Below are 25,902 nucleotides of genomic sequence, written 5' to 3'. Positions count from 1 at the left end.
AGTACCGCCGTGTCCTTCTTTGCAAACGTGGAACTGGTCCCAGGCGACCCGATCCTGGGCCTGACCGAGGCATACAACGCCGACAGCCGCCCGACCAAGGTCAACCTGGGTGTGGGCATCTACTACGACGAGAGCGGCCGCATTCCGCTGCTGCGCGCCGTCAAGCAGATCGAGCAGCAGCTCGCCGCCGAAGCCAAACCGCGCGGCTACCTGCCGATCGACGGCCTTCCGGCCTACACGCAGGCGACGCGTGAGCTGGTGTTCGGCAAGGATTCGCCGCTGCTGGCCGCAGGTTGCGTCACCACCGCACAGACCGTCGGTGGCAGCGGTGCGCTGCGCGTCGGCGCCGACGTGCTCAAGAAGCTGCTGCCGCACGCCACCGTCGCGCTGAGCAACCCGAGCTGGGAAAACCACCGCGCGGTGTTCAGTGCCGCCGGCTTCGAGGTAGTGGATTACACCTATTTCGATCCCGCGACCCACGGTGTCGACTTCGACGGCATGCTGGCCGACCTGCAGAAGCTGCAGCCGGGCAGCGTGGTGCTGCTGCACGCCTGCTGCCACAACCCGACCGGTGCCGACCTCACGGTCACGCAGTGGACGCAGGTCGCGCAGCTGCTCAAGGACCGCCAGCTGTTCCCCTTCATCGACATGGCCTACCAGGGCTTCGACAAGGGCATCGAGCAGGATGGCGCCGCCGTGCGCATCATCGCCGAAGCCGGCATCGACAGCTTCATCGTCGCCAACTCGTACTCCAAGTCGTTCTCGCTGTACGGCGAGCGCGTGGGTGCACTGTCGATGGTGGCGCCGACCGCCGCCGACGCCAAGGCCGTGCAGTCGCAGGTCAAGCGCGTGATCCGCACCATCTACTCCAGCCCCTCCACCCACGGTGCAGCGCTGGTGGCCGGTGTACTGACCAACCCGGAACTGCGTGCGATGTGGGAGCAGGAGCTGACCGAGATGCGCGAACGCATCCACGCGCTGCGTCAGGGCCTGGTCGAGAAGCTGGCGGCCGCCGGCGCCCCGCAGTTCGGTTTCATCAACGAGCAGGCGGGCATGTTCTCCTACTCCGGCCTGAGCCGCGAGCAGGTCGAGCGCCTGCGCGACGAGTTCGGCATCTATGCTGTCGGCACTGGCCGCATCTGCGTGGCTGCGCTGAACCAGAGCAACCTGGAGTATGTCGCCAAGGCCGTGGCCACCGTGGCCAAGGGCTGAACCCACGCTCCAGTGGCTTGAAGACAAAGGCGCCGGAAGGCGCCTTTGTTTTTGCAGCGTGTCCTGCATCGCCTTCCCCTTCCCACGAGCCTCGACAAAAGGAAGGCGCTACGAGCGCATCTGGAAACGATTACGCCTTCCCGCGCTCACGCACGCAGCGGCCAGACGGGCGACAATAGGCGTTTTCCCGCTGCCGAGACCTGTCCGCCCATGTCCCGTACCTCGTTGACCCGCTTCCTGATCCAGGAACAGCACGCCGGCCGCATCAATGCCGACCTGCGTCAGCTGATCGCGGTCGTCGCCCGCGCCTGCACCAGCATCTCCATCGCCGTCAGCAAGGGCGCCCTCGGCGGCGTGCTCGGCGACGCCGGTACCGGCAACGTGCAGGGCGAGGCGCAGAAGAAGCTGGATGTCATCAGCAACGAGATCCTGCTCGAAGCCAACGCCTGGGGTGGCCACCTCGCCGCCTGCGCCTCGGAGGAAATGGACCACAGCCAGCCGGTGCCGGACATCTATCCGCGCGGCGATTTCCTGCTGCTGTTCGATCCCCTCGACGGCAGCTCCAACATCGACGTCAACGTCTCCGTCGGCACCATCTTCTCGGTGCTGCGCTGCCCGACCAACGTCGAACTGCCGGGCGATGACGCGTTCCTGCAGCCGGGCAGCAAGCAGATCGCGGCCGGCTACTGCATCTACGGGCCGAGCACCCAGCTGGTGCTTACCGTGGGCCACGGAACGCATGCCTTCACCCTGGATCGCGAGAAGGGCGAGTTCGTGCTGACCACCGAGAACATGCAGATTCCGGCGGCCACCCAGGAATTCGCCATCAACATGTCCAACCAGCGCCACTGGGAAGCACCGATGCAGGCCTACGTCGGCGATCTGCTGGCTGGCAAGGAAGGCGCGCGTGGCAAGAACTTCAACATGCGCTGGATCGCCAGCATGGTGGCCGATGTGCATCGCATCCTGACCCGCGGTGGCGTCTTCATCTATCCGTGGGACCGGAAGGATCCGTCCAAGGCCGGCAAGCTGCGCCTGATGTACGAAGCCAACCCGATGGGCCTGCTGGTCGAGCAGGCCGGCGGTGCCGCCTGGACCGGCCGCGAGCGTATCCTCGACATCCAGCCCGACCAGCTGCACCAGCGCGTGCCGGTGTTTCTCGGCTCGCGCGAGGAAGTGGCCGAGGCGGTGCGCTACCACCACCAGCACGACGCCGCACAGGCCTGAGCGGCGCACTGCGGCCACGCTCATGGCAGTTCGATGACATGACCGTGGGGTGACACCGACGGCGGCAAACGGCACCATCAAGCCCTTGCCGCCGAAGGAATGCACGCATGCACGAGCAGGGCCCGGTCGATTTCATCGAAGTCATCCACAACGCGGTGCCCACGGAGGTCTGTGCTGCCATCGTCGAGCGCCTGCGTGCCACCCGCGGCCTGATGCCAGGTGCCGTCGGCAGCGGCGTGTTCCCGGAACTCAAGCACAGCAAGGACCTGCGCATCAGCGGCCTGGAGGGCTGGCAGGACGTCGACGTACAGCTGCAGCAGGCCGTGTTCAAGGGCCTGCTGACTTATCTACGCCGTTATCCACAGGCGCTGATCGCACCGTTGATGTTGCAGATCCAGGACAGCGACGGTCAGCCGCGACGCCTGTCGGCCGAGGACTTCCCCGACATGCCGGAGCAGCAGTTGGCCGACCTGGCGCGCACCTGCCTGCGCCCGGGCGCGATCAACCTGCAGTGGTATGCCGCAGGCGAGGGCGGTTACCCGTACTGGCACTGCGAGCTGTACCCGAAGGATGCGCAGGCCGAAACGCTGCACCGGCATGTACTGTGGACGCTGTACCTCAATGATGGATTCGACGAAGGCGAAACCGAGTTCCTGTTCCAGGGCCGCAAGATCGCACCGCGTACCGGCAGCCTGCTGATCGCCCCGACCGCCTTCACCCACACCCATCGCGGCAATCGGCCGCAGGGCGGCGACAAGTTCATCGCGACGAGCTGGATCCTGTTCCAGAGTGCGCAGAAGTTGTTTGGGGGTGGGTGAGGCATCACGGGCATCGCCGGATAGGTTCTGGCAGGTCGGTGGTCCTGCCAGCGCCTGCTGGAGAGCCGTCGAGCAATACATCCGGTACGCGGCGTAAGGAAAAGGCGACACAGCGGACGACTGACATCAGCGTCAACGATTGCCTTGTCGTCGAGAGCTTCCGAGCGAGCGCCGTCTATACAGAATGACGGCCGCCGCTACTCCGAATATCGCCATGCCAAGACCTACCATGTCCTTCTCTCCCCAGGCCTCGCCTGACAGAATTCTGCCAATAGTCACCACGAGGAAGTTCACCGGAAGCATCAATAGAAATGCCATGCCAAGCCAGAAAAGTGTTTTCATAATTTTTACTTTCCACAATCGCAGGGCGATGCAGGGTCCGTTACGTTATCTTTTATCCCTTTTGCGACTTCGTTCGCGTCCGACAACTTAGCATTTCCTCGTAGCATGTTCCGGATTCCTTTAGTCAGGCCTGTGACTGAGTTGAAGTCACTCGCATATCGTCCGATCTGAGCTCCGTGTGCGCCAAGTACCGCACCACCGACTTTTTCCAACGCTGGCGTCCTCTGTTTGCCGTCGAAGGCTGTCGCCAAGTTGTTGGCGCCGTCGTGAAACGTTGCAAGGCCAAGGGCAGCTACAGATAAGCCTATAAGTCCGCCATCTTCGCTTCCGGCGATAGACGCAATGATGGCGTCTGCCCCACCTGCAGCCAAGGCGCCGGCTCCTGCGACCATATCGGCTACCCCCAGCACCGCTCCAAGGTAGTCCGTTTTGCAGAGTCCGAGCGGATCAAAGCCGCTGATTGGGTTTCCCTCCGCATAGGCATAGGTGTTCATCCCACCCGCCAACCCAATCGGATCACTCTGCACATAACGCCCAGCGCTCGCGTCATAGTCACGGAATCCGTTGTACCAGAGCCCACTCTCACTGTCGTAGTACTGCCCCGGGAAACCAATGTTGAGCCCACCGATATCGTCCTTCAGGACGCTGCGACCGTACGCATAGTTGTACGCCTTCCATACGACCTGCTGCGACGTGTTGGTCGCATACTCCGGCCGCCCCAGATGGTCGTTGTGAACGAAGTTCACCGACCCCTTCCTGTCGATGCCAACCAGCTCACCACCGAACCACAGGTAGTTCGTCCAGGTGTTCCCGGTCTGTTCGGCCAGAAGCTGGTTCTGACCTGCATAGAAGTAGCGACTGGTCGAGCTCGCGCTGCTCTTGCCCACGCGCTGCCCTTGGGCATTGAGCAGATAGTCCGTTCGTTGCCCGCCTACGTTGCTTTGAATCATCCGGTTGAACGGGCCGTAGGTGAACGTCGAGATGCGGCTGCCCGATGTTTCGCTGATCCTGTTGCCGAGCGCATCGTACTGATACGTACGGGTGCCATCCTGGTTGATGAACTGCAGCATCCGGTTGCTGCTTGCGTCGATGACGTAGCGGGTCGCCTCTGTTTTTGCGTTGAGCGCGGTGTAGTTCCCACCCGCGTCATGGGAAAGCGTATAGGCGATGCCAGCTCGTGTCAGCGTGCTCAGGCGTCCCAGTGCGTCATAGCCCAGGACCTGGCTGAGGTTGCTCGTCACATCGTCGTTGATCTTGATGATCTCGTTGTCGCCGTTGTAGCGGTATGACGTGCGGCTGAGAGCGGTCGTCTGCTGATTCCGCACCGCCTGGGCCTCCAGGCGGCCGCCCTGATCGAACGCGTAGCTGCGCGCCAGGCCGTTGCCAAAGGGCATGCGTTGCCGCGCTCCCAGAGCGGAGTAGACGCTGGATCCAACAATCTGTTGCGTCACCGAGCCCTTGGTGAGGGTCATGGACTGCGGAAAGCCCCTACTGTTGTAGACGTACTTCGCGAGCGTGCCATCGGGATAGGTGACGGTGCTGTTCCTCCCGATACTGTCATAGGTGTAGCTGACAGTTCCCTCACTCAGGGTGTTCGCCTGCGAAAGCTGGTCAGTCCGGCTTACCAGCTGTCCTGCGGCGTTGTAGGTGAAGCGCGCGCTTGCACCTGGCGCCGAATGGGCACACAGACGCCCCTTGCCGTTCACGCAGTTGTCGTACGTATAGGTCTGCTGCTGCCCCTCAGCATTCTGGCTGGTCAAGCGGCCCAGCCCGTCGTACCCGTAACCGACAGTGCTGCCGTCGTTCAACACCGTCGCAATGCGCTGGCCCGCCGCGTTGTACTCGTGGTCTGTCCGACCCGTGTCCGGACTGTTCTGCGTCCATAGCTGTCCAAATCCATCGGTCTGGTAGGTCGTTACCAGGCCGCGGGGATCGGTCACAGATGCCAGCCGGTCACCCTTGTCGTAGGCAAAGCGTGTCGTTCCGCCATTCGCATCCGTCTGTACGAGCAATCGGCCCAGTGGATCATAGGAGTATCGGCTCACCCGGTTCTGGGAATCGGTGGTCTGCACCAGCCGATCCTCCAGATCATAGGCATAGCGCACATTGCGCCCCTGATCATTACGCTCGGCGACAAGCCTTCCCAGCTCGTCGTAATCGTAGTTCACGGCCGAGACGATGGTGTTGAGCCCCATCATGGCCAAAGCAATTGTGGACATGGTCTTGGCTTTCCTTAGCGGGGTTGTTCACAGAAGATCAGGTTGCAGCTTCCTGTATGGTTCTCGGCTCTGATCGTTACCTGTCCCTTCGGTCCCCAGACGGTTGCACCGGATGCGAGCTGCCCGAAGTACTGGAACTGGGCAACTCCGCTGCCACTGTTGACCGGCGAGACGTTGATGGTGAAGGTCGCGACGGCACCGGGAGCCACCGCACTGTTGAGCCCCACCGATTGACTTGTCCGCAACGTCGTCAGCGCCAAGTAGGTGTCACCGGGGTTCCAGACGACGTTGCCGGTGTTCCGGAACTGGAACGTCAACGTGGACGTTTCACCATTGAAGATGTGCTCTGGGCCGGCTGACGCCTGCACCAGCTCAGCAGTACGCGAGATGGTTGGAACGGTGAACGTGCCGGACCGATTGATGGCCAGATTGGGGCCGCCCCAGGGAGAGATGCCATGAACATAGAGCGGCTTGCCGCCATGAACGCTTCGTGTATTTGCATCCAATGCAAGTCCGAACCAGTAAGAGCCCTGTGATTGGCAAGCCTCTTTCACATCGTCATTCGGGATCAACATACCAGTCACACTGCCGAGGTAGGTGCCGCTCCCTGCAGGCCCACCCGCGTAGACATGAACCGTGGTTGCGGCGTTGACTCCTACCGAGCAGGCCCATCCCTGCACGGAATAGTTCCAGTTCCCATCATTCATGATCCCTGCAACATCACCGATGATGTGCGCGGTGGGAATAGAGAAGGTGCTGGAGTTGTCCAGAGCTCGGTTGTACTGCGCGCCCAGCGGAGAATGGCCGTAGAGCGTGATCTTTTTCCCACCCAGCTGCTGGCGCTGTTCCAGCGTGAGGGGGAGCTGGAATCGATATGCATTTCCTGATGCCTGGCACACGGATGCTACCTGGCTCTCGCTGGCAAGGTTCGCCTGTGCGCTGCCGAGATAGGTTCCGCCCTCCGCATAGCCATCAACCTGGATGGACGAAGCCGAACCCGAGGAGCAGGCCCAGCCTCGCACGAACCAGTTCCATTGCGCGTCGTGGGTGACCTCGTCGATTACACCCCTGACAACGCTCTCGCTGGAATAGTCTGTCTGCGCGATTTCAGTGCGTGTGCGATTGGATGCGGTGTCATACGTGTGACGCGTCCACAGCCAGTTGCCGTTCCCAATCGGCTGAACTTCGCTCATCAGGCGCCGGCCAGCGTCGTAGCTGTATAGCGTCTTGATTCCCACAGGTGTGGTGATGCTGGCAATGTCGCCCGTCGCGTTGTACGTCGTTGTGGTCGTTGCCCAACCGGACCCTGTGTTGATCCGGTCTACCAGAACGCGACCGCGAGCGTCATAGGTGATTTCACGGACATCGCCATTGGGTCCGGTGATACGGCCCGGCTGCCCCAGTTCGTTGTAGGCGGCGTACGTCACCCTGTGCCCCAACGCGTTGGTGACACTGGACAGATCTCCCTTCGCATTGAAGGTGGACGTGATGTCGTCCTGCGCCAAGGGGCCATCTTCCTTGACGGAAGCCGTCAGTCCATTGGCGTGGTAGGTATAGGTGTACTGAGTGGTTCTGGCCTGACCATTGACGCCGGCAGCACTGAGATTTCGTGTCGTGACCGAGCTGACGTTACCGCGGCTGTCATAGCTGAAGCTGGTCTCGCGATCACCAACCCGCGTTTCCTTCAGCAGATGCCGTCCCGCCGCATCCCACTGATAGAGCGTGACACGTTCCGCAGCGCTGCCAACGGCCTCGGCCTTCCTCAGCAGATTGCCATCGGGGCTGTAATCAAAATCAGTGACGTTGTCGACAAAGTCGTGAACGAGGTCAGGATTGCCATTGGCATCGTAGGTGCGTTCCTTGTAGCTGGCGGGACAGGTCGTTGATCGGTTGCCGGTCACCGACACCTGTCGTCCGTCCTCATAGGCATACGTTGTCGTGCGGCCAAGTGGATTGGTCTCGCTGACCTTCAGTTTGACCGGACGGGTCCGCTCCCCGGTGGCGGCCAACAGCACGCCTTGGGCGCTCGGGTCGGCGGCGATTTGAACAGGGCCGCCGGGCAAGGACCGTGGCTGGATGCAGATGTTGCCCTGGCCCGGTCTGTACTCACACCAGCCCGTCTCTTCGTTGCCCCGGATGCCGCCTGGATGCACCGGCGCTGGAGGTACCGCCACCGGCGCGCTGCTCTCGATGGCGTAACTGAAGGTGTGCCGCTCGATACCGCCGGCATGTTCCGAGAGCGTTGCTCGCCTGTTGGCATCGTAGGCGAAAGTAGAGTAGCGCACGCCGTTGTAGGACTTGCCGGTGAAGCCACCTGGATATCGCGCGTCCTCGTAGTGGTAGCTGATCGTGGTCTGCGGCGAGCCCGGTAGGGTTGCGCTGGCAAGACGCGCACGTCCCGTGCCGAACGCATTCGGGGTATAGGTGTACTGGTAGACGTTGCCCGCAGGATCCTTGACCTGTGTCAGCGATCCGTTGGACCAGACGAACTGGATGCTGCGGCCGGAGGAATGCGTAACCTTCTGCAGATACTTGTCACTGTACGTGAATGTCCAGAAGACGCCCTGCTCATTGCGAAGCTCGGTAATGTATCCAGCAGCGTCGTACCGCTCGCTGCCCAGCTCCTCGTTGTACAGGGTGAAGCTGCCATCGCTGTTCTTTGTCAGGTAGGCGATCGGCTTGGCGCGATCCTCGTTCCAGCGCCCGTTCGCTTCGCTCCAGACGAACTTGAGCCTGCGTCCGTCCGGCCGCTGTGCCCAGGCCGTCTTCTGCGCGTTCGAGAATGCGATGCTGTAGTCGAAGTTGCTGATCCAGTGGTTGCCAAACAGGCCCGCAGCACTCCAGTGATGGTTGTAGGTGCGCTCCAGGTACAGGCCCATCTCCCCACCGACGGTGAAGTCCCGTTCGATTTCGACCTTGTTGCCGGTGTAGAGCACGACGGGGTTGCCCTTGCGCTCGCCGCAGTCATCACGACGATCGTCGGTTTCCTGTTCCACCGCTGTCCTGGCGGGCATCGACGCGTCCGAGTGGTAGGACACCCCTATGCCAATCGAGATGACACCTGAAGTGCCAACTGATGGACCACGCAGATGGGTAACGGTGATCTTGTCCAGATCCTTGATTCCGGAGTCCCCGTTGTTGTTCTGATAGAAGATCCTGGTTGCCTTTTTCGCGGACGCAGGAGGTGCCAGGAGAAAGCCCGACATCAGCACGGGCAGCAGAAGTGCGGCGGTGGTAGACACGCCTTTCGTACGGAGCTTCATGCTCGCTTTTATTCCTTGTGTTGCCAGATCTGAAGTCGCTTTCGCCTGAACCGTGAGTTCAGGAGGAAGTGGATAGTAATCTGGAGTTCACACAGTTGAACAGAGCGATGTGCGCAGTCGCGATGTCGTATCCGTCGCCGAGGCGCAGATCGTGATCACGGTTTTCCATACGCGTTCCGCAGTAGCCAGTGCCACTACTTCAGAACAACGACCCCTGAGGCGAATCCACCTTCGGCGGCAGTGGCTTCTGGAAGCGGCTGCAATCCAGTTTCGGCCAGTGGCTGTTCTGGGCGTCGAAGCCCAGGCGCTTGCGCGCCAGCTTGAAGCGGTTGTTCAACAGATCCGCATAGACCCCCTGGCCACGCATGCGCGTGCCGAAGCGGCTGTCATAGTCCTTGCCACCGCGCAGCTGCTGGATGGTGCTCATCACGTGCGCGGCGCGATCCGGATGATGGGCGTCCAGCCAGTCGCGGAACAGCGGTGCAACCTCCAGAGGCAGGCGCAGCAGCACATAGCCAGCAGTGCGCGCACCCGCCTCGTGCGCCGCTTCGAGCACGCTTTCCAGTTCACTGTCATTGATCCACGGAATCACCGGCGCGACCATCACGCCAACCGGAATGCCCGCCTCGTGCAGACGCTTCATCGCGCGCAGGCGCGCGTGCGGTGCAGAGGCGCGTGGCTCGAGCTTCGCCGACAGGCGTGGATCCAGCGAGGTCACCGAGAAATGCACGCTGACCAGGTTCTCCGCCGCCAGTGGCGCGAGCAGGTCGATATCGCGCTCGACCAGCGCGTTCTTGGTGATCAGCGAGAACGGATGCTTCGTCTCCAGCATCACCTCGATCAACTGACGGGTCAGCTTGAACTTGCGCTCGATCGGCTGGTACGCATCGGTGTTGATGCCGAGCGCGATCGGTTGCGGGACGTAGCCTGGCCGGGACAGCTCCTTGCGCAGCAGCTGCGGCGCATTGGTCTTGGCAAACAGCTTGGTCTCGAAATCCAGGCCTGGCGACAGGTTCAGATAGGCATGCGACGGGCGCGCGAAGCAGTAGGAACAACCGTGCTCGCAGCCACGATACGGATTGACCGACTGGCTGAAGCCTACGTCCGGGGACGTATTGCGGCTGATGATGCTGCGCGCGGTTTCAGCGCGTACCTCGGTGCGCAGGCGGGGGGCCGCGAACTCGTCGCTTTCATCCACGTCCCAGCCGTCGTCCACCGCCTCGCTGACGGTGCTCTCGAAGCGCCCGGCAAGGTGGGAGCTGGAACCTCGGCCTTTGATCGCGATACCCATGTGGGTAGCCTACGCCGCTGCCGTCTCAGCGGCTGCGACAACAGTATTGGCCCCGCCGGGCAGGGTCCGGCGCTACCTCAGAGCAGCGCCAGATAGCCCCGAACGGTCGCATCCAGCCCGTCATACAGGGCCTCGCCGATCAGCGCATGCCCGATCGAGACCTCCAGCACCTCCGGCACGTTCGCCAGGAAGTCACGCAGGTTGTCCTGCGACAGATCATGGCCGGCGTTCACACCAAGCCCCACGGCCTGCGCGCGGCGCGCGGCCGTGGCGAACAGCGCCAGCATCGCTGCGGCGTCGCCTGCGGCGTGCGCTTCGGCATAGGGTCCGGTGTACAGCTCGATGCGATCGGCGCCGACCTCGGCCGCCTGTTCCAGCAGCGGGTTGCCGGCATCGACGAACAGGCTGACCCGGCAGCCCATCGCCTTCAACTCCGCCACCAGCGGACGCAGGCGCTCGCCGTCGCGCTCGAAGTCGAAACCGTGGTCGGAGGTGATCTGGCCATCGCCGTCCGGCACCAGGGTGGCCTGCGCCGGACGCGTCTGCGCGCACAGCGGCAGCAGCCCCGGGTAGCCGTCGCGTGGCGGTGCGAAGGGATTGCCTTCGATGTTGAATTCGACGCCACGGACGCGGGTCAGCGTGGACAGCGCAAGCACGTCCTCGGCGGTGATGTGGCGTCGATCGGGTCGCGGATGCACGGTGATGCCATGGGCGCCGGCATCCAGGCAGGCCTGGGCGGCACGCACCACATCGGGTTCGGCACCACCGCGCGAATTGCGCAGGACGGCGATCTTGTTGACGTTGACACTGAGCTGGGTCATCGAACGGTACTACTTGGAAAGAGGGGACGGATCGTGTTCGTCGCGTTGATCCGCGCCACGGGCCTCGGCCTGCTCACGCAGGCGGCGCAGCTCGTCGGCATCGATCAGGGTTGAGGGATCACTCTGCAGATCACCGAACCGGGCCACGTAGCGGCCACGCACCCAGGCCAGCAGGAAGGCGAGGGCCGCCAGCAGCGCCAGCGCCATCAGCCCCGGGCTTGGGGTTTTCAGCGCGAAGGCGAAACAGCCCAGCGCCGGCAGCAGGTACAACCAGTACATAGTCAGGCTCCCCGGATGATCGCCGCAGTGTAGCGCCGCCTTACAGCAGCGGCGAGGCCAGGCGCGCGAAGGCCTCAGGCAGGCGTTGCAGCCACAGCGAGCGGGCCGCGGCCTGGTCGTGCACGCGGGTAGCGCGCTCGAACTCGGCCTCCAGCAGGCCCGCCAGGGCGGCGACCCGCTCGCGGTCGCTGATCATCATCGACAGTTCGAAGTTCAGGCGGAAACTGCGATGGTCGAAGTTGGCGCTGCCGACGATGCAGACATCGTCGTCGGCGATGAAGGCCTTGGTATGCAGCATGCGGGGGCCGTACTCGTAGATCTTCACCCCGGCGTGCAGCAGCTCGTCGAAGTAGGACCGTGCGGCCTGGGTCACGAACCAGGAATCGCTCATCTTCGGCACCAGCAGGCGCACGTCCAGTCCCCCCAGCGCGGCCGAGGTCAGCGCCATCCGCGCGGCTTCGCCCGGCACGAAGTAGGGCGTGACCAGCCACACGCGCTCCTGCGCTTCCTGGATGGCCGCCACGTGGAGCCGGTGGATGGTCTCCCAGCCCGAGTCCGGACCGGACACCAGCACCTGTGCGTTGATCGAGCCTTCGCCGCGGAGCGGCATGTCCGCCGGCCACATCCGCGCGATGTCGAAATGCGAGTGGTCCTGACCGCTGGCGTAGAGCCAGTCCTCGGCAAACACCAGTTGCAGGCTGCGGACCACGTGACCGCGGATGCGCATGTGCAGGTCGCGATAGGCGTTGGCGTTGCGGCTCTCATCCTCGTCATCGGTGATGTTGATGCCGCCGGTGAACGCGAGGCGGCCATCGACGATCACCAGCTTGCGGTGGGTGCGCAGGTTCAGCCACGGTCGCTTGAAGGGCTTCAGCAGCTGGCGGGGATGGAACCAGACCGCTTCACCGCCGGCGTCGAGCAGCGGCTGCAGGAAGCGTCGCGGCACCGCGGACGAGCCCACTGCATCGAGCAGCAGCCGCACCTGCACGCCGGCGCGGGCACGTTCGACCAGGGCATCACGCAGTGCGGTTCCGGCATGGTCGGGATTGAAGATGTAGTACTCCAGATGCACGTGGTCACGCGCCTGCGCCACCGCTTCCAGCAGCGCGGCATAGGTCGCCGCGCCATCGACCAGCCAGGTCACTTCGGTGGCACTGCTCGGCGCCAGTCCGGTGGTGGCCTGGGCGATCTTGGCCAGCTCGGTGCAATCGGCATCGGGCGGGCAGACGTCGCTGTAATGCTCCATCCCCGATCGCGCGCGGCCACGACGCAGGCGCTGCCGCTTCACCTTCTGCGGACCGAGCAGGTAATAGATGAAAAGGCCGAGGTAGGGCAGCAGGGCCAGCGACAGGATCCAGCTCAGCGTGGCTACCGGTTCGCGCTTCTGCAGCATGATCCAGCCCGCCAGCGCGAGCAGGTACAGCAGGTAGGCCACGGCCAGGATCGAACCCAGGTGGGCAATGCCATCAAGCCAGTGGCGGAGGGAGTCGAAGAGGGCGAGCATGCGCCGATCATAGCGGGCGCGTGAAGTCAGAGGGGGTCAGATCCCTTTTCCGCAGGGAAAGGGATCTGACCCCGTCGGGCTTCGCAGGCACAAAAAAAGACGCCCCTGTCTCCAGGGGCGTCTGCAGTCGCGTCATGACTGTTGTGTTGCGGTATTGCGTTTACTGCTGTACGAAGCCGATCTTCTTCATCTGAGCATTCTTCGCGGCAGCCAGAACCTTGGCCATCACGTCGTACTCGGAATCCGGGCTTGCATCGATCCGCAGTTCCGGCTGGTTGGTCGGGTCACGCTGGACCTCCTGTTCCATCCGCTGCTGCAGCTCGCTGGTGCTGATCGGGCTGTTGTTCCACGAGACCTGGTTGCTGGCGTCGATCTTCAGTTCGATCGGCGGCGGCGGTTCGACCAGCTGCGGCGGTGGGTTGAGCACGCGCTGCGGCAGGTCCACGGCGATCGGGTAGGTCATGATCGGCGCGGTCACGATGAAGATGATCAGCAGCACCAGCATCACGTCCACGAGGGGCGTGACGTTGATGTCGGCCATGGGGCCCTTGCCACCACCACTACTGAATGCCATGGCTTATTGCCCCTTTTCTTTGGTCGCGACGAAGCCGACGTCCAGCATGCCCTGCTCCTGCGCGACCTTGGTCAGGTCGTTGATGACGCGCATCTTGGTGGTGCGGTCACCACGCAGGTTCAGCGGCGGCTGCGGGGTCTGCTGGGCGGCGGTCGCCAAGCGCGACTCGAGCGTCTGCTTGGTGATTTCTTCGTCGTTCCAGTAGATCGAGCCGTCTTCCTTGACTGCCAGGGTGATCGGACCGGAGCGCTTTTCGGCGTCATCCGGATTCTGGATCAGGTTGGCTTCCGGCAGATCCACCTTGACCTTGTGGGACATCAGGGGCGCCGTGATGATGAAGATGATCAGCAGCACCAGCATCACGTCCACGAGGGGCGTAACGTTGATGTCGGCCATGGGGCCGCCGCTGTTACCACTACTGAAAGCCATAACGGGCTCCGTCTAGATCTTGATGACTACTTGCTTCGTCGCGGGTGGAAGCGCGCCGCAATCAGCGGACGCGCGAACCGGTGGCGAAGAAGTCGTGCAGGTCGTGCGCGAAGGTATCGAACTTGCTGATGGTCGCGCTGTTGATCTTGCTGAAGAAGTTGAAGGCGAACACGGCCGGGATCGCGACGAACAGACCGATCGCGGTCATGATCAGCGCTTCACCCACCGGGCCGGCAACGGCGTCGATCGAAGCGGAGCCGGTGGCACCGATCTTGATCAGCGCGCCGTAGATGCCCCACACGGTACCCAGCAGACCGACGAACGGAGCGGTCGCGCCGACGGTGGCCAGCAGGGTCATGCCCGACTGCAGCTTGTTGCTTTCGCGGGTGACGGCCTGACGCAGGGCGCGGTCGACGAATTCCGAACGGCTCAGGTTCTCACCCAGGCCACCGGTACCGCCGCCTTCAGCGCGCTGGTGGTGGGCAGCTGCCTGGGCAGCGTCCAGGGCGATCTTCGAGAACGGCTCCGAAGCCGGCTGCTCTTCCATCGCACGGATGGCGTCCTGTGCGTTCGGGGTGTCCCAGAACAGGCTGACGACGCGATCGGCAGCGCTCTTCAGGCGGGTGGCGCGGAAGATGTTGATGACGGTCCAGTACCAGGACATGGCCGACATGATCACCAGGGTCAGCAGCACGACCCAGGAAACAGCGAAATCACCCGGCTTGGTGGTCATTTCGTGGATCAGGTGCTCGAAGCCCATCTGCGACAGGGCGTTGGACGGATTGCCCCCGGCAGCAGCGGCGATGAAAATTTCCTGCAGCATGACGCTTACCTTTGTTGTGTGTGGTGATAAAGGGTGTAGCTAAGCTAAACAATCGAACCGGAGCGGGGGTGGCCCGAAGCCACCCGAACGCATCAGTTCAGCGCAAAGTTGACCGGGACGCGAACGCGACCTGCCGTCTTCTTACCGCCAGATTCAGCGGCGTTGAAGCGCCACTTGCGTGCTGCTTCCATCGCAGCACGGTCCAGGTCGCGGTTACGGCTGGACTTTTCCACCGTGACATTGGTGACGTTGCCGCTGGCATCGACATCAATGATCAGGATCACTTCACCCTGGATACCTGCGCGGAATGCTGCCGGCGGATAACGCGGGGGATTCATCGCCTTGGACGAGATGTCCACGCTGGCCTCGATCGACGCCGGCGGGCTTGGCGGCGACGGCGGGGTCGGCGGAGTGACGATATCGTTCGGACGCGGTTCCGGCACGTCCACGACCGGCGCCTGCGGCGGCGGCGGGACCGGCGACGGCTTCGGCGGCGACAGATTCTTCACCGGCGGCGGCGGAGTATCTGTCGGCGGCGGCGGCGGCGGCGGCGGGGGCGGCGGCGGCGGTGCGTCGACGATGGTCACCATCACATTGCGTTCCTTCTCCGCAGCGGCCTTGGGAGCCACGGCAGGGATCAGAAGCATCATGAAGGCGGCCAGATGCAGGGCGATTACAAACGCGATGCCGACGATGCGAGGCCAGCTCAGCCCCTTGTCATCGGGTTGTTCGTACCGGTGAACGACTAGTTGTTCCGTCATGCGCCAAGAGCTCAATAGTGGGGCCGGGATGCCGGGGGCGGAATCCCTGATCAGCGGTGCATGACACCGCAGGAACCTCCAAGCTTATACCAATCCTGAGCGCCTGCGCATCAACTGAGCAGGCGTTCAGGCGTTATTCCTACTTACTTCAGGTTGATGATTTTCTTGGCATCAGCCTGGTTCTTCACGCCCTTCGCCAGCGCCTGCTGGGCGGCCTGCTTGGCCTCGGGGACGCGACCTTCGGCATGCAGGACGCGTGCCAGGTTCAGGTAGGTCTCACCGTCCTTGGACAGCGGGGCGGCCTTCTGCCACGCATCGATCGCCTGCGGCACCTGGTCGGAGTAGTAGTAGGACTGGGCCAGCGCCAGGTAGACCTGGTAATCCGGCTTCAGGATGCCCTTCTGCAACCCTTCGTTGATGACCGCGATGACGTCCTTTTCCTTGTTCTCGGTGTTGGCATAGATCGAGTACAGCTGCTTGTACTCGCGCTCTTCGGTGAGCTGGCCGCTGCTGCGCAGCTTGTCCATCACCGCGGCGGCCTTGGGCATCTGGTCGGCCTGCATGTACATGTTGGCCAGATTCAGCTGCGCCTTCTTGTCGTTCGGGTTCTTCGCCGCCAGGGCCTCGGCGGCCTGCACGGCTTCACCGGTCTGGCCGGCCTCGGACAGGGCCGCCATCAGCAGCTGGTTCCAGCTGTCCTTCGGCTCGGTGGAGCCGGCGATGGCCTGCTTCAGCACCGGGATCGCTTCCTGGTAGCGCTCCAGCTGGTACAGCGCCTGGCCCTTGGCGATCAGCTCTTCCGGCTTGGTCGACTTGCTCTCGGCGAAGTACTTGTCCAGGGTGGCCAGGCCTTCGGCGGTCTGGTCTTCCTGCAGCTGCAGCTGGCCCAGCATCAGCATCGACTGGAAGTGGCCGTTGTTGTCCAGGCCGTTGAACTGCAGCACCTGCTTCAGGTAGGCGATGGCGGCGGCGACATCGTCGGTCTGGTAGGCGGCCTGGGAAGCCAGCTGCGCGGCCAGCGACTTGTCGTACTCGTTCGCGGCGCTGTCAGCCAGGATCGCGTCGGCCTGGGTGCGGGTCTCCGGGAACTTTTCCTTGTTGTAGCTGTCTACCAGTTTCTGCAGCTTGCCACCCATCTTGGCCGAGGACTTGGCCGCCGGCTCCTGGCGGGTCGCATTGGGGTACAGCGGTTCGGCCTTGGCCTGCTTGCTGCTGCCGCCGCGGTTGCCACGGTCGGAGGAACGCGAGGACTGCGCGAGCGCATCGGTGACCACGGCGCCGGTCAGGGCGGTCGCGACGAGGACGGAAAGCACAGCTTTGTGTTTACGGAAAATCATCGTTCACCTCGATCGAACCGCCGGATAGCGGCAAAGTCGGACTGTCAGAAAAATCTGAGCCGCCAAACGTATCAGAAACAGATGGCGTGAGAAATCGTTTTATGTGCTGCAATACAGCATGAAACTGCGCACTCATCCGCACTTTGGTCGCAGTCCGGCCGCCTGCGCCTGCTGGTAAACCGGCATCAGGGCAGGGGAATCACGTCGCAGCTCCTGGATCCGGTTGGCCGGATCGGGGTGGGTGGACAGCCATTGCGGGCTGCGTCCGCCGCTGGCGGCCATCATGTTCTGCCACAGGTCCACCGCCTGCGCCGGGTTGAAGCCGGCCTGCGCCATCAGCCGCTGGCCGATCACGTCCGCCTCGCTTTCCTGGGTCCGCGAGCCCGGCAGCAGGAACGCCGTCTGTGCCCCCATGCCGCCGAGCTGGTTGACCGTGCTGGCCGCGCCTTCGCCATAGGCAGCGCCGGCCAGTGCGCCGAGTACCGCCAGGCCGGTCTGCGCGCCCATCTGCCGGGTGATGCGCTCCTCGTGGTGGCGGGCGATGACATGGCCGATCTCGTGGCCGATCACGGCCGCCAGCTGGTCCTGGTTCCTGGCTACGGTGAAGATGCCGGTGTTCACGCCCACCTTGCCGCCAGGCAGGGCGAAAGCATTGGGTTCCTTGTCGACGAACACGGCGGTTTCCCACCGTACGCCACGGTATTGTGGAGGCAGCTGGGCGACCAGCGCGTTGACCACGCACTGCACGTAGCCGTTCTGCCGGCCGTCCGTGCTGATCTTTTCCTTCTGCTTCGTCTCGGCGAACGCCTGCGCGCCGAGCTGGTCAAGCTGTGCCTGCGAGACGCCACCGATCATCTGCCGCCGTCCGGTCGGCGAGGTGGTGGTCGCGCAGGCGCTGACCAGGGTGGTGATGACAAGGGCCAGCAGCAGTTGTTTCATGGGTCCACCCCCGTGTTCATGAGCGCAGTGTGTATCGTCGCTGCTTAATCTTTCGTCAAGCGGACAGCCGTTACGTCGCGCCGAAGAACACCAGCGCCACCAGTGCCACGGCATTGTTCAGGGCATGTGCGGCGATGGCCGCCCACAGCGTTCCGGTACGGCGGTACAGCCAGCAGAATGCAGCGCCCATGCCGCCGTAGACCAGCCAGAGCTGGGCGATCTCGGCCGGGCCGTTGGCGCTGGTGCCGGGAATTTCATGGATCAGGGCGAAGGCAAGGCTGCTCAGTATCATGCCCAGCCAGGGGCGACCGGCCTGCCACAAGCGCCCGAACAGGACGCGCCGGAACAGCAGTTCCTCGTAGGCCGGCGCCAGCACCACCGCGAACAGCATCAGGAACAGCGGAAAGCGCGCGACCGCGTTCTGCATCAGTTCCACGTTGGTCGGCACCGGTTCGATGCCGAACTGCCGGGACAGGAAGGCGATGCCGTTGCTGCCCACTACGATCAACGTGGCCACCAGCAGCGTCCAGCCCCAGGTGGAGGGCCGGCGCAGCGCGTCACGCGACGCCTGGCGTTCGGCCGCATTGGCCGGTCGTCGCCAGAAATACAGCAGCAGGGCCGCGCCGCCGGTAGCGAACAGCGCCATCAGGATCTGCGCCAGGGCACCCGGCTGGCCCAGTGCTTCGGTCAGGGTGCCGGGATCGGGTGCGGCGCCGTTGGCCTTCGCGTTTGCGTAGCCGACCATCATTCCGCGGTACAGGCCCCAGAACAGGCCACTGATCAGGCTCAGGCCGAACAGGGTGACGGCGGCGATGCCCAGATCGATGAAGAATCCCGCCAGCGGCGAAGCGGCGCGGGGGGCGGCGGTCGCCGGCGGAACCGGCGGCGGTGCGGAAACCGGAGCGGAAGCGGACATCAGATACCTGCGATCAAGGGGCAAGGGCCGGCGCGCCTCCCCGCGCACCGGCCACGTCCCGATTGTGTCAGATATCCAGGTTGGCGACCTTCAGTGCGTTGTCTTCGATGAAGTCGCGACGCGGCTCGACGACATCGCCCATCAGGGTGCTGAAGATCTGATCGGCGGCGACGGCGTCTTCGATGCGTACCTGCAGCAGGCGGCGGGTATCCGGATTCACGGTGGTATCCCACAGCTGTTCCGGATTCATTTCACCCAGGCCCTTGAAGCGCTGGATCTGGCGACCGCGCTTGGCTTCATCCAGCAACCAGTTCTGCGCCTTGACGAACGAATCGACCTCGATCGACTTGGCACCGCGGGTGATGGTCGCCCCCTCGCGTACCAGGCCATGCAGCAGCTTGGCTGCCTGGTGGATCGCGCGCAGTTCGCCGGTTTCCAGGGCCGAAAGCGGCAGCACCTGGATGTGCTCTTCGCCCATGTGACGTCGGGTCACCAGCACGGCCGCGGGGCGCTGCTCATTGGCCTCCTGCAGTTCCAGACTGAAACGCGGGCTGCCCAGGCTGCCCTGGTTCAGGCGCCTGGCCAGCGCGTCCAGGCCTTCACCTTGGCCGGCATTGCGCAGGGTGTCCTGTTCCAGTGGCATGAAGTCGACCAGCGCTTCGAGCAGGTTGCGATCGTAGCGATGCGCATTGCGTTCGATCGCGTCCTGCGCGGAGGCGTAGGCCAGCAGCAGCTTCTCCAGGGCAACGCCCTCGATGCCGGGCTCGCCGGCGGCCGGCACCAGCGACGCGTTCTCCACCGCGCTGCTGGCCAGATAGCTGTCCAGCGCCGGATCATCCTTCAGGTACAGCTCCTGCTTGCCCTGCTTGATCTTGTACAGCGGCGGCAGGCCGATGTAGACGTAGCCGCGCTCGATCAGCTCCGGCATCTGACGGTAGAAGAACGTCAGCAGCAGCGTGCGGATATGGGCGCCGTCGACGTCGGCGTCGGTCATGATGATGATCTTGTGGTAACGCAGCTTGTCCGGGTTGTACTCATCACGGCCGATGCCGGTACCGAGCGCGGTGATCAGCGTGCCGACCTGGTCGGACGACAGCATGCGGTCGAAACGCGCACGTTCCACGTTGAGGATCTTGCCGCGCAGCGGCAGCACCGCCTGGTTCTTGCGGTTGCGACCCTGCTTGGCCGAACCACCTGCCGAGTCACCCTCGACGATGAACAGCTCGGACAGCGCCGGATCCTTCTCCTGGCAGTCGGCCAGCTTGCCCGGCAGGCCGGCGATATCCAACGCGCCCTTGCGGCGCGTCAGGTCACGAGCCTTGCGGGCCGCTTCGCGCGCGCGCGCGGCATCGACGATCTTGCCGGCAATCGCCTTCGCTTCGTTCGGATTCTCCTGCAGGAATTCTTCCAGACGCTGGCCGAAGGCACTTTCCACGGCCGGACGCACGTCCGAGCTGACCAGCTTTTCCTTGGTCTGGCTGGAGAAGCTGGGATCGGGCACCTTCACCGACAGCACCGCGATCATGCCCTCTCGCATGTCATCGCCGGTCAGGTTGATCTTTGCCTGCTTGGCGATGCCGTTCTGCTCGATGTAGTTGTTGAGCACACGGGTCAACGCACCGCGGAAACCGGCCAGATGGGTGCCGCCGTCCTTCTGCGGAATATTGTTGGTGAAGCAGTACATCGTTTCCTGGTAGGAATCGGTCCACTGCAGCGCCACTTCCACGGTGATGCCGTTGGATTCGCCGCTGACCGCGATGACGTTCGGATGCAGCGGCGTCTTCAGCTGGGCCAGATGCTCGACGAAACTGCGGATGCCGCCTTCATAGTGGAAGTCGTCGCGCCGGCCATCGCCGCGTTCGTCCGCCAGCACGATCTTGACGCCGGAGTTCAGGAACGACAGTTCACGCAGGCGACGGGCCAGGATGTCGTAGTGGAATTCGACGTTGTCGTGGAACGCGACGGTCGACGGCCAGAAGCGCACGGTCGTGCCGCGCTTGGTGGTGCTTTCCAGCTTGGCCAGCGGGCTGACGGCAGCGCCGTTGCTGAATTCCTGCTGGTAATGGAAGCCGCCCTGGAATACGTCCACCAGCAGCTTCTGCGACAGCGCATTGACCACGCTGACACCCACACCATGCAGGCCGCCGGAAACCTTGTAGCTGTTGTCGTCGAACTTGCCACCGGCGTGCAGGACCGTCATCACCACTTCGGCTGCCGAGACTTCGCGGCCCAGCTTGGCGCTCATCTGCTCATGCTTGCCGACCGGAATACCACGACCGTTGTCGGAGACCGACACCGAACCGTCGGCGTGGATCGTCACCGCGACATGGTCAGCATGACCGGCCAGCGCCTCATCGATGGAGTTGTCGACCACCTCGAACACCATGTGGTGCAGGCCGGTACCGTCATGGACGTCGCCGATGTACATACCGGGACGCTTGCGGACAGCCTCCAGGCCTTCGAGGGCGGTGATGCTGTTGGCGTCGTAGTTGCCATTGTTTACCGGGGTGTTCTGTTCGTCGCTCATTGCGCTTGCCGTAGGCTCCGCAGGTCGGGCACCACAGGAAGCGGTGCGCCGAGAATGAAAGGATTGCAACCCGAATTATACCAGCCAGGGTCGAGCGGCCCTGTTGTACGCACTATGGCACAGCCACGATCTGTCCATGTTCCACGTGGAACCGGGTGATGTCAGTCAGCGCCTGCAGCGCGGCCGGCGCTTCGGTTGCCGTGACGAAGATCTGCGCCGGGCCGGCAAGCAGGCGCTCCAGCACCCGCGCCTGGTGGGTGCGATCCAGTTCGGAGGCCAGATCGTCCAGAGCAATGACCGGCCATTCCCCGCGCTGTTCCGCATAGTCTTCGGCCTGGGCCAGCAGACACGCCAAGGCCGTAAGTTTGGCCTGGCCGCGCGACAGCGCGTCCCGCCCTGGAATATGGCTGAAGTCCACGCTCCAGTCCGCCCGATGGGGCCCAACGGATGTATAGCCCGCCTGCCGGTCCCGCTCGCGTGCCAGCAGCAGTGCATCGGCCAGCGGCAGTTCGTGGCGGCGCCATCCCGGACTCAAGTCCAGCGCTTGGATACCCAGCTGGGGGGCAAGACTGGCCGCCAGCGCGATGGTGCGCTCCTGCAGCCGCTCCAGATAACGCTGACGTCGGCTGGTCAACGGTTCGCCGGCCTCTGCCAGTTCGTGATCCCACGTATCGAGCATCCTTGCTGGCCCTCCCTGTTTGAGCAGGGCATTGCGCTGCTTGAGCGCCCGTGAGTAGCGGCGCCACAGGGACAGAAAATCCGGTTCCACGTGGAACAATCCCCAGTCGAGGAAACGGCGACGGGGCTCACCACCACCGCTGACCAGAGCATGGCTGCCCGGCTCGAACGTCACCACCGCCAGTGCAGCACATAGATTGCCAAGCTGGCTGACATCTTCACCATCCAGACGCCCCTTCCAGTCCTGTCCGCTATGGCGGAGACCGGCCTTGCGGCGGTGCGGCGATGACTGGGCGCGCTGTTCGTCCCATTCCACAAAGATGTCCAGCGCATCCTGGCCCTGGCGCACCAGGCCGTCGCGCACCCGACCACGGAAGCTGCGCCCGTAAGCCATCAGATGCAACGCCTCCAGCACACTGGTCTTGCCGGCCCCATTGTCGCCCGTCAGCAGATTCAATCCCGGTTGTGGCGACAGATCCACCACGTCGAAGCGGCGCAGCTGGTGCAGGACGAGGCGACGGATCTGCATGGGGTGCGAAGGACCATCCGCACGAAGCGGTAGAGGGGCAGGGAATCCATCAGCTTACTGCATCGGTCAAGTCCGCCGTTGGCGTCAGGGTATCGCCCTGCAGACCACGGCGCGGTTGCGAACGTGTCCTGACCGGCTTACGGACGACGGCCCGCAAAAAACCTGCCGCATTTCCTTGAAATCTGCGCACCAACACCCGTGGCGGTTCCACAGATTTCAAGAATTTCAAGCCAGCGGTTTCACGCTATGCACAGCGGCCCGGTATTACTTATACACAAGGTATGGGCAATCTGTGGATAAAAAAGCCGCTTTGGCCCTGCCTGAAATCTATCCACAGGTTCCCCCCCAGCCCCAGGCGCCGATATGCAGGGGGTTTCAGCACATTAAAAACCAATAAAATCAACGAGATGACCCTGTTTTCCACGAAATCTGGCTCTACCATCACCACCAGGCTTTAGATTTATACCCAGATTTAGAAGCTAGGAAGGGCAGACAGCGCCTGCAACGACGTCTGTGGATAGTCGCGTCAGCAACAGGAGCAACTACGCGGATCCGGGCAGGCAGAACAGCTATAGGGATCTGCCACACCGGGGACTGGCCCCTTGCAGCACGATGGAGAAACGGGATGCTCCACGTGGAACCCACCAAAAAAAACGCCCGGAACGTTCCGGGCGTCTTCTGGTTCCACGTGGAACAGCGCAACTGTCAGAGCCGCAGCGGCATCACAACATGGCGGGACTTCTCGCTGCTGGACTCGCGCACCAGCGCCGACGAATTGGAGTCGCGCAGCTGGATGATGACCTCTTCGTCGCGCAATGCGGACAGGGCGTCCAGCAGGTAATTCACATTGAAGCCGATGGCCAGATCGCTGACGGTGGTATCGGCTTCGATCTCTTCCTGCGCTTCTTCCTGTTCCGGGTTATGCGCGCTGATCTTCAGGTTGCCCGGCGAAACTTCCACGCGGATGCCGCGGTACTTCTCGTTGGACAGGATGGCCGCACGCTGCAGCGAGGCACGCAGTGCCTCACGGTCGACCTTCACCTCGCGGTCGGCACCAATCGGAATCACGGCTTCATAGTCCGGGAAACGACCATCAATCAGCTTCGAGGTGAACGTGACATCGTCCCGCTTCACGCGCACGTGGCTGCGGCCTACCTCCAGCTCGATCTCCCGGTCGCCGCTCTCCAGAAGGCGCTGCAGCTCGGTCACGCCCTTGCGCGGCACGATGATCTGTCGCTTGGAGCCGCTGGGCTTGGCCAGATCCGTTTCACACAGGGCGAGGCGGTGTCCGTCCGTGGCCACCGTACGCAGCGCATCGCCACGCAGGTCGAACAGCAGGCCGTTGAGGTAGTAGCGCACGTCCTGCTGGGCCATCGCGAACGCAGTGCGTTCAATCAGCTCCTTCAGGGTCGCTTCGCCGATCGCCACGCGCTCGGTGGCTTCCACCTCGTCTACCGACGGGAAGTCGTTGGACGGCAGCGTTGCCAGGGTGAAGCGGCTGCGACCCGCCTGCACGGTGATCTTGTCACCGGTCTGCGAGACGGTGATCCGGCTGCCATCGGGCAGGGCGCGGATAATCTCGAACAGCTTGCGCGCCGGAATGGTGGTTTCGCCGTCCTGGGCATCTTCAACCGCGATCCGCGACACCATCTCCACTTCCAGGTCGGTACCGGTCAGCGAAAGCTGGCCGTTCTGCACCTGGACCAGGAAATTGGCCAGAACCGGAAGGGTCTGGCGGCGTTCGACCACGTTGACGACCTGTGCCAACGGCTTGAGAAAGGCTTCGCGCTGCAGTGTGAAACGCATGTGGTTCCGTGCCCCTATGCTTTAAAAAATGTGGAATAAATCAAAAGCTTGGTGGTGCTGGTAGAGACAGAATCGCTGGAAAACAACGTTAAGTCTTTGTAATAAAAAGGATTTCTGGCCTCGAAACCCTCTGTATTACCGCCCCCCAGAGGGTGGGGAAAGCTGTGGATAAATTCCGCGCGTTGTCAGGCGCCTTTTTTATCCACAACTCATCCCGCGCTTGCTACCGGATTCTGCACCGTTTTGTGCGATGACGCCTCATCGGCGTCCGTGCATCATTCGCTCAGCTTCCGGATCAGCTTGTCCCAGTCTTCGCGGAGCTTGCCGTCGGTTTCCATCAACGTCCGGATCTGACGGCAGGCATGCAGCACCGTGGTGTGATCGCGACCGGCGAATGCGTCGCCGATCTCGGGCAGGCTGTGCTCGGTCAACTCCTTGGTCAGGGCCATGGCGACCTGGCGCGGACGGGCCAGCGATCGGGTGCGGCGCTTGGACAGCAGATCCTTGATCTGCAGTCCGTAGTAGTCGGCAACGGTTTTCTGGATGTTGGGAATGCTGATCGCCTGCTGCTGGGCGCGCAGCAGGTCACGCAGGGTTTCCTGCGCGAACTCGGTGGTGATCGCACGGCCGGTGAAGTTGGCGCGGGCGGTCAGGGTATTCAGCGCGCCCTCGAGGTCGCGCACATTGGAGCGCATCTTCTTGGCGATCAGGAACGCAACATCATCGGGAATCTCCGCACCGCGTTCGCGCGCCTTGGCCAGCACGATCGCCGCACGGGTCTCGAAGTCAGGCGGTTCGATTGCGACCGACAGTCCCCAGGCAAGCCGCGACTTGAGGCGTGCTTCCAGCCCTTCGACCTCACGCGGGTACCGGTCACAGGTCAGGATGATCTGCTGCTTGCCGTCGAACAGGGCGTTGAAGGTGTGGAAGAACTCTTCCTGGGTGCGATCCTTGCCGGCGAAGAACTGGATGTCGTCGATCAGCAGCGCGTCGACCTGCTGGAACTGGCGCTTGAACTGATCCATGGTCTTTTCCTGCAAGGCCCGGATCATCGCGCTGAAGAACTGTTCCGAGCGCAGGTACAGCACCTTCGCACCCGGATTGGCCTGGCGCATGGCGTTGCCGGCGGCGAACATCAGGTGGGTCTTGCCCAGTCCGGTGCCTCCGTACAGCAGCAGCGGATTGTGTGCGCGATCGCCCGGTTTCTGCGCTGCCTGGAACGCAGCGGCGAGGCCGAGCTGGTTGCTGCGGCCTTCGACGAAGTTGGCGAAGGTGTAATGGCTGTCCAGATTGCCGGCGAACGGCACCTGGGGTTCGCTGGCTGCGTGCGCCGAATGCGTGGAAACCGGCGCGGTCTGCGCCTCTACCGGGCGCGGACGGGAGCCGATTTCAAGAAAAACGTCGCTGAAACCAGCGAAATGCGCCAGCAGCTCGCGGATGCGCGGCAGGTACAGCTCGCGCACCTGGTCGACGATGAAGGCATTCGGTGCATACAGCACCAGGCTGTCCACGCGCAGATCGGCCTGCAGCGGCTTCAACCAGGTGTGAACGTCTTCAGGCGGGAACTCCGCTTCGAGGCGTTCGAGACTACGGGACCAGGCATCCAT

20 protein-coding genes are annotated in these 25,902 nt (G+C 63.2%); 3 read left to right on the top strand and 17 right to left on the bottom strand.

What is annotated here, in order from left to right; translation table 11 throughout:
- Positions 1-9: 9 nt before the first annotated feature.
- The 3 genes from N8888_RS00100 to N8888_RS00090 all read left to right on the top strand — a co-directional run bounded on the left by N8888_RS00100 (position 10) and on the right by N8888_RS00090 (position 3,257).
- Entirely contained in the window at positions 10-1,212 is a 1,203-nt protein-coding gene (locus N8888_RS00100; RefSeq protein WP_263176660.1) for an amino acid aminotransferase, read from the top strand.
- A gap of 210 nt (positions 1,213-1,422) precedes the next feature.
- Positions 1,423-2,439 carry a class 1 fructose-bisphosphatase gene (locus N8888_RS00095; RefSeq protein ID WP_263176658.1) on the top strand — a complete coding sequence of 339 codons (1,017 nt, stop codon included), beginning with the start codon at positions 1,423-1,425 and terminating at the stop codon, positions 2,437-2,439.
- Between the two features lie 107 nt (positions 2,440-2,546).
- Positions 2,547-3,257, top strand: a complete 711-nt coding sequence (locus N8888_RS00090; RefSeq protein WP_074902476.1) for a 2OG-Fe(II) oxygenase — start codon at positions 2,547-2,549, stop codon at positions 3,255-3,257.
- Positions 3,258-3,604: 347 nt separating this feature from the next.
- On the opposite strand, the gene N8888_RS00085 is transcribed toward N8888_RS00090, so the two are convergent.
- The 17 genes from N8888_RS00085 to dnaA form a co-directional block, all read right to left on the bottom strand.
- The gene (locus N8888_RS00085; RefSeq protein ID WP_263176656.1) at positions 3,605-5,818 is read right to left on the bottom strand and encodes an RHS repeat-associated core domain-containing protein; all 2,214 of its coding nucleotides are present in this window, start codon (positions 5,816-5,818) and stop codon (positions 3,605-3,607) included.
- Between the two features lie 14 nt (positions 5,819-5,832).
- Entirely contained in the window at positions 5,833-9,081 is a 3,249-nt protein-coding gene (locus N8888_RS00080; RefSeq protein WP_263176654.1) for a DUF6531 domain-containing protein, read from the bottom strand.
- A 199-nt stretch (positions 9,082-9,280) separates the two neighbouring features.
- On the bottom strand, positions 9,281-10,372 hold the full coding sequence (locus N8888_RS00075) for a PA0069 family radical SAM protein (protein ID WP_263176652.1): 1,092 nt from the start codon (positions 10,370-10,372) through the stop codon (positions 9,281-9,283).
- A gap of 77 nt (positions 10,373-10,449) precedes the next feature.
- Entirely contained in the window at positions 10,450-11,193 is a 744-nt protein-coding gene (locus N8888_RS00070) for a pyridoxine 5'-phosphate synthase (protein WP_065182131.1), read from the bottom strand.
- A gap of 9 nt (positions 11,194-11,202) precedes the next feature.
- Positions 11,203-11,472 carry a hypothetical protein gene (locus N8888_RS00065; protein ID WP_053517208.1) on the bottom strand — a complete coding sequence of 90 codons (270 nt, stop codon included), beginning with the start codon at positions 11,470-11,472 and terminating at the stop codon, positions 11,203-11,205.
- 40 nt (positions 11,473-11,512) lie between these two features.
- Positions 11,513-12,976 carry a cardiolipin synthase gene (cls, locus tag N8888_RS00060; RefSeq protein WP_065182132.1) on the bottom strand — a complete coding sequence of 488 codons (1,464 nt, stop codon included), beginning with the start codon at positions 12,974-12,976 and terminating at the stop codon, positions 11,513-11,515.
- Positions 12,977-13,136: 160 nt separating this feature from the next.
- Positions 13,137-13,550 (bottom strand): ExbD/TolR family protein, encoded by a 414-nt coding sequence (locus N8888_RS00055; protein WP_053517211.1) that lies wholly within the window; start codon positions 13,548-13,550, stop codon positions 13,137-13,139.
- A 3-nt stretch (positions 13,551-13,553) separates the two neighbouring features.
- Complete coding sequence (locus N8888_RS00050) at positions 13,554-13,979, bottom strand: ExbD/TolR family protein (RefSeq protein ID WP_053517212.1); 426 nt, start codon at positions 13,977-13,979, stop codon at positions 13,554-13,556.
- A gap of 61 nt (positions 13,980-14,040) precedes the next feature.
- Positions 14,041-14,802: a TonB-system energizer ExbB gene (exbB, locus tag N8888_RS00045; RefSeq protein ID WP_053517213.1), complete on the bottom strand. Its 762-nt coding sequence runs from the start codon at positions 14,800-14,802 to the stop codon at positions 14,041-14,043.
- 92 nt (positions 14,803-14,894) lie between these two features.
- Positions 14,895-15,563 (bottom strand): energy transducer TonB, encoded by a 669-nt coding sequence (locus N8888_RS00040; RefSeq protein WP_053517215.1) that lies wholly within the window; start codon positions 15,561-15,563, stop codon positions 14,895-14,897.
- Between the two features lie 143 nt (positions 15,564-15,706).
- Positions 15,707-16,900 carry a tetratricopeptide repeat protein gene (locus tag N8888_RS00035; RefSeq protein ID WP_128987818.1) on the bottom strand — a complete coding sequence of 398 codons (1,194 nt, stop codon included), beginning with the start codon at positions 16,898-16,900 and terminating at the stop codon, positions 15,707-15,709.
- Between the two features lie 132 nt (positions 16,901-17,032).
- On the bottom strand, positions 17,033-17,839 hold the full coding sequence (locus N8888_RS00030; RefSeq protein WP_053517217.1) for a M48 family metallopeptidase: 807 nt from the start codon (positions 17,837-17,839) through the stop codon (positions 17,033-17,035).
- Positions 17,840-17,909: 70 nt separating this feature from the next.
- On the bottom strand, positions 17,910-18,755 hold the full coding sequence (locus N8888_RS00025) for a CPBP family intramembrane glutamic endopeptidase (protein WP_053517218.1): 846 nt from the start codon (positions 18,753-18,755) through the stop codon (positions 17,910-17,912).
- Positions 18,756-18,822: 67 nt separating this feature from the next.
- Positions 18,823-21,282: a DNA topoisomerase (ATP-hydrolyzing) subunit B gene (gyrB, locus tag N8888_RS00020; protein ID WP_065182134.1), complete on the bottom strand. Its 2,460-nt coding sequence runs from the start codon at positions 21,280-21,282 to the stop codon at positions 18,823-18,825.
- A gap of 112 nt (positions 21,283-21,394) precedes the next feature.
- A complete protein-coding gene (gene recF, locus N8888_RS00015) occupies positions 21,395-22,489 on the bottom strand; it encodes a DNA replication/repair protein RecF (protein WP_263176650.1) in 1,095 nt (364 codons plus the stop codon).
- Between the two features lie 705 nt (positions 22,490-23,194).
- On the bottom strand, positions 23,195-24,295 hold the full coding sequence (dnaN, locus tag N8888_RS00010; RefSeq protein WP_005411731.1) for a DNA polymerase III subunit beta: 1,101 nt from the start codon (positions 24,293-24,295) through the stop codon (positions 23,195-23,197).
- 275 nt (positions 24,296-24,570) lie between these two features.
- Positions 24,571-25,902 (bottom strand): chromosomal replication initiator protein DnaA, encoded by a 1,332-nt coding sequence (gene dnaA, locus N8888_RS00005; protein WP_065174068.1) that lies wholly within the window; start codon positions 25,900-25,902, stop codon positions 24,571-24,573.

This window comes from Stenotrophomonas maltophilia (assembly GCF_025642255.1).
Taxonomy (GTDB): Bacteria; Pseudomonadota; Gammaproteobacteria; order Xanthomonadales; family Xanthomonadaceae; genus Stenotrophomonas; species Stenotrophomonas maltophilia_P.
Note: the sequence above shows the minus strand (reverse complement) of the source record. Positions and strands in the feature narration are given on the sequence as shown.

Coding starts and splice junctions, on each gene's coding strand:
- N8888_RS00095 (WP_263176658.1), top strand. CDS start 1,423: ATGTCCCGTACCTCGTTGACCCGCTTCCTGATCCAGGAACAGCACGCC.
- N8888_RS00090 (WP_074902476.1), top strand. CDS start 2,547: ATGCACGAGCAGGGCCCGGTCGATTTCATCGAAGTCATCCACAACGCG.
- N8888_RS00085 (WP_263176656.1), bottom strand. CDS start 5,818: ATGTCCACAATTGCTTTGGCCATGATGGGGCTCAACACCATCGTCTCG.
- N8888_RS00080 (WP_263176654.1), bottom strand. CDS start 9,081: ATGAAGCTCCGTACGAAAGGCGTGTCTACCACCGCCGCACTTCTGCTG.
- N8888_RS00075 (WP_263176652.1), bottom strand. CDS start 10,372: ATGGGTATCGCGATCAAAGGCCGAGGTTCCAGCTCCCACCTTGCCGGG.
- N8888_RS00070 (WP_065182131.1), bottom strand. CDS start 11,193: ATGACCCAGCTCAGTGTCAACGTCAACAAGATCGCCGTCCTGCGCAAT.
- N8888_RS00065 (WP_053517208.1), bottom strand. CDS start 11,472: ATGTACTGGTTGTACCTGCTGCCGGCGCTGGGCTGTTTCGCCTTCGCG.
- cls (WP_065182132.1), bottom strand. CDS start 12,976: ATGCTCGCCCTCTTCGACTCCCTCCGCCACTGGCTTGATGGCATTGCC.
- N8888_RS00055 (WP_053517211.1), bottom strand. CDS start 13,550: ATGGCATTCAGTAGTGGTGGTGGCAAGGGCCCCATGGCCGACATCAAC.
- N8888_RS00050 (WP_053517212.1), bottom strand. CDS start 13,979: ATGGCTTTCAGTAGTGGTAACAGCGGCGGCCCCATGGCCGACATCAAC.
- exbB (WP_053517213.1), bottom strand. CDS start 14,802: ATGCTGCAGGAAATTTTCATCGCCGCTGCTGCCGGGGGCAATCCGTCC.
- N8888_RS00040 (WP_053517215.1), bottom strand. CDS start 15,563: ATGACGGAACAACTAGTCGTTCACCGGTACGAACAACCCGATGACAAG.
- N8888_RS00035 (WP_128987818.1), bottom strand. CDS start 16,900: ATGATTTTCCGTAAACACAAAGCTGTGCTTTCCGTCCTCGTCGCGACC.
- N8888_RS00030 (WP_053517217.1), bottom strand. CDS start 17,839: ATGAAACAACTGCTGCTGGCCCTTGTCATCACCACCCTGGTCAGCGCC.
- N8888_RS00025 (WP_053517218.1), bottom strand. CDS start 18,755: ATGTCCGCTTCCGCTCCGGTTTCCGCACCGCCGCCGGTTCCGCCGGCG.
- gyrB (WP_065182134.1), bottom strand. CDS start 21,282: ATGAGCGACGAACAGAACACCCCGGTAAACAATGGCAACTACGACGCC.
- recF (WP_263176650.1), bottom strand. CDS start 22,489: ATGCAGATCCGTCGCCTCGTCCTGCACCAGCTGCGCCGCTTCGACGTG.
- dnaN (WP_005411731.1), bottom strand. CDS start 24,295: ATGCGTTTCACACTGCAGCGCGAAGCCTTTCTCAAGCCGTTGGCACAG.
- dnaA (WP_065174068.1), bottom strand. CDS start 25,902: ATGGATGCCTGGTCCCGTAGTCTCGAACGCCTCGAAGCGGAGTTCCCG.